4 protein-coding genes and 2 pseudogenes are annotated in these 2,968 nt (G+C 59.4%); 3 read left to right on the top strand and 3 right to left on the bottom strand.

What is annotated here, in order from left to right; genetic code table 11:
• Window positions 1-123 precede the first annotated feature (123 nt).
• From AB4Y43_RS40170 to AB4Y43_RS40180, 3 genes and pseudogenes are all read right to left on the bottom strand, one after another.
• Entirely contained in the window at window positions 124-327 is a 204-nt protein-coding gene (locus AB4Y43_RS40170) for a hypothetical protein (protein WP_141710944.1), read from the bottom strand.
• Between the two features lie 415 nt (window positions 328-742).
• Window positions 743-1,803, bottom strand: a pseudogene (locus AB4Y43_RS40175) (amino acid--[acyl-carrier-protein] ligase).
• Window positions 1,804-1,838: 35 nt separating this feature from the next.
• Window positions 1,839-1,982, bottom strand: a pseudogene (locus tag AB4Y43_RS40180) (acyl-CoA dehydrogenase); the annotation flags it as partial.
• Here AB4Y43_RS40180 and AB4Y43_RS40185 point away from each other — a divergent pair.
• The 3 genes from AB4Y43_RS40185 to AB4Y43_RS40195 are packed head-to-tail and all read left to right on the top strand — an operon-like array spanning window position 1,925 to window position 2,830.
• Entirely contained in the window at window positions 1,925-2,212 is a 288-nt protein-coding gene (locus AB4Y43_RS40185; protein ID WP_368619016.1) for a hypothetical protein, read from the top strand. The pseudogene AB4Y43_RS40180 and the gene AB4Y43_RS40185 overlap by 58 nt on opposite strands.
• Window positions 2,213-2,222: 10 nt before the next feature.
• Entirely contained in the window at window positions 2,223-2,582 is a 360-nt protein-coding gene (locus AB4Y43_RS40190) for an efflux RND transporter permease subunit (protein WP_368618933.1), read from the top strand.
• The gene (locus AB4Y43_RS40195) at window positions 2,579-2,830 is read left to right on the top strand and encodes an efflux RND transporter permease subunit (RefSeq protein WP_069269210.1); all 252 of its coding nucleotides are present in this window, start codon (window positions 2,579-2,581) and stop codon (window positions 2,828-2,830) included. The genes AB4Y43_RS40190 and AB4Y43_RS40195 overlap by 4 nt, the downstream gene beginning before the upstream one ends.
• The last annotated feature ends 138 nt before the right edge of the window (window positions 2,831-2,968 follow it).

A 2,968-nucleotide genomic window follows, 5' to 3' on the forward strand; every position in this document is an offset into this window, starting at 1 on the left:
TTCTCGCTCCAGTTCCGACACGACAACCTCGATTCCTTTACGTCCCATGATCGCCTCCAACACGCCGTGAATTCGATCATAGAACAATCTGAATTTACGTAAAGTTATTTATGGGACAGAATACTAGGTGGGGCCACTGCAGTAACTCACTTTCTTGCTGCGGAAAGCCTCTCCTTTATCGCCGTCCCCAATGATTGAGCAGAAGACAGCACTAAACGCGTCGACCGGAACGCACTCATGTTCCAGCGCGGCGGCGGCATTTTCCGCCACCCCGATTAGCATAGCAATCAGCACACCGTTACACAGCACCTTCTTCATTTTGGACAAGACCTGATCCTTTCCGAAAAGTTACCAGGGTTTCAGTCCTGCGACTCGCGCCACTGTCGGCAGGCAACCATGAACCGCACTTTCACTGCGCGCGATTCGTCTCCAAGCACCTTCCAGGTCATGTGGGGCGCAAACGCCCGGAACCGCCAGTACAGACGCTAATGACGCATTGGCGTCAGTCAAATTGCGTCGCGCACCTGCGTCGGCTATCGAACAATGATGTTGGATTCCCTACAAATAGCGCATGATTAGACCGGCCGCACGGAACCGGCGACTGTGAGAGAGCGAATTCGTCCTCGCCGACAAATTTCGGTCATCGAAAATCGCCGGCGGCCACAAGCGTGAAGGCGATCCTGGAACATCCTGGACGCTTTCATCATCGTGACCTGCCCGCAGGATGAGCGCCTCCGCGTCATCAATAGATTCGTTGTTTTTCGTCGCCGTTGACATCACTTCCGGGTGCGTCAGCCGGCTGTCGCCAGCATTCTAGTTTAGCGGCAATGCGCTCGTGACTATCGCCCCAGAGTAGTTGACGCACGTCGTCGGGCCATGCATCGACGTCGCACCCGTGATGATACAACAGCGCAAGTGCGAGCCGCTCCATTCCGAATGCGATGCAGGCCGAGTGCGCGATGGCGCCATTCGCGCAACGCAGTTTCCATATCCGACCGAAGTGGTCCATGTGATAGTTGAACGACAGGCAGGCGGTTTTGCGCTGCGGGTCCGTTACCGGGATCAGCAGTTCGAATTTCAACTGCTGCGCGCGCTGACTGTCCGCGACGATCTTGCCGCCGCGGCCGAAGAATGGGTCGTTCGCGACGTCGAATTCGGCGGGCAGGCGTAACATACCTGTAAGTGCATGGCCGCGTTCGATCCACGTCGTGCGAAAAACCTGAACATCTTCTGGCGAGCCAATCCGCACATACTCGCGCATTCTGAACATTTGCATGCGCGTCGGGTCCAGAGAAGATTCGTGACGGAAGCAATACGACAGCACATCTATAGTGAGCGCATTTTCTGGTAGCGGGCCGCGTCGCGCGATGACCGGATAGACCGGATAGCGCGCAGCGGGTGTGAGCACAGCGCGCGTTGGCTTTTGCTGGGCTAGCCAGGCGTCGCTTCGCTCGTCGCCGGGATCGGATGGCACGTCGTTGAGCGCCCGCAACAGACGCCGGTGGTCACTCGCTCATCACCGCAGAACGCGTGAATCGTGCCGGCGAGGTGCGGAAAGTTCTTCAAGTATTCGCTGTCTTCGAAGTCCTTGCGTGGCACCGCTAGCGGGAAGCGCAGAACTTCCGGATGCTGGTCCGCAGCCATGCTGGATATCAGCCAAGTCAGGCGTTCGACGATGCCTTCGTAGATATGGTTGTGTCCATAGAGGCCGTTTTCGCCGGTGTCGACGAGCAGGCCGGCTGCGATCAACCGGTCGCGCAATGGCTGTTGCGCATCGGATACGGGGGGCACCACCGCGTGCATAGTCAGGGAAGGAAGATGCGACAGGTACGCTCATGTCATGCCTCTATTGATAATGACGGGCGCTGCGCAAGTAGCAGGCTGGCCGTGTTCTGGTCAATCCGGTCGTTGTTGATAATTAGGAGTGCAGAATAAAGGTCGCGCGGATACCGGCCGACGCTATAGCGGCCGCCATTCCGGTATCTACAACCTGACACTGCACGTGCCGAACGCCTCGGTGACGAACCGGGGAGCACTCGAGCAACTGACGCTGCCGTCGACGTCTGGCGCAAAGGTCCCTCTCGGTGATGTCGCGAAGATCTCGCTGCAGATGGGCGAAAGCACGATCACGCACGAGTTCGGCAAACGCGAGGTCACGATCCGCGTCGACAACCGCGACCGCGCGCTGTCGGACTACCTCGCCGAAGCGTAGCGGAAGATCGATGCGAACGTTCACTTCGACCACGAGAAGTACCACCTCGAATGGGGCGGGTACATTCGAGAACGAGCAGCGCGCGCGGAAGCGTCTCGCGGTTTCATTCCTGATCGTGATGGGCATGATGCTCACGCTGTTGATCGCGAACTTCGGCAATTCGCGCCAGGCGCTGCTGGTGCTCGGCGTCGTGCCGCTCGCGACGCTCGGTGGCCTCGTCGCACTGAACATCCGCGGCGAGACGCTGAATATCGCGACCGCTGTGGGGTTCATCGCACTGTTCGGGGTCGCGGTGCAGAACGGGATCATCATGGTGTCGAACATCAACCGGTTGCGCGGGCAAGGGCCTGCCACTACGCGAAACGCGTGACGACCGGGGCGCTCGAACAGTTCCGGCCCGTGCTGATGACCGCGCCGGTCGCGACGGTGGGCATGCTGCCGGCTGCGCTCGCCACCGGGGTGGGCACCGACGTCCAGCGGGGTCTTGCGACAGTCGTCATCGGCGGCCTCGGGATCGCGACGCTGCTCACGCTCTATATCCTGCCTACCCATTACCTGGTCCTCGAACGCTTCGTCGAAAAACGCGCGGCGAACAAACCGGCCGCAGAAGAGGCATAACCATGGCTAACACAGAGGTGGCCGCGCAAAATCAGACAGCGGGATAAGTGGAACGGCCGGGGCCTGAGCCAGCGATAATGCAGGCAAAGGAACCGAGGAAATGACGAAACGAACCCGACGCACGCACTCAGCGGCGTT

The sequence above is a fragment of the Paraburkholderia sp. BR10872 genome, from assembly GCF_040965835.1.
Lineage (GTDB): Bacteria > Pseudomonadota > Gammaproteobacteria > Burkholderiales > Burkholderiaceae > Paraburkholderia > Paraburkholderia nodosa_A.

What these genes read in the sequence shown, in the direction of transcription:
- AB4Y43_RS40190 (WP_368618933.1), top strand. Translation starts at nt 2,223, where the DNA reads ATGCGAACGTTCACTTCGACCACGAGAAGTACCACCTCGAATGGGGCG.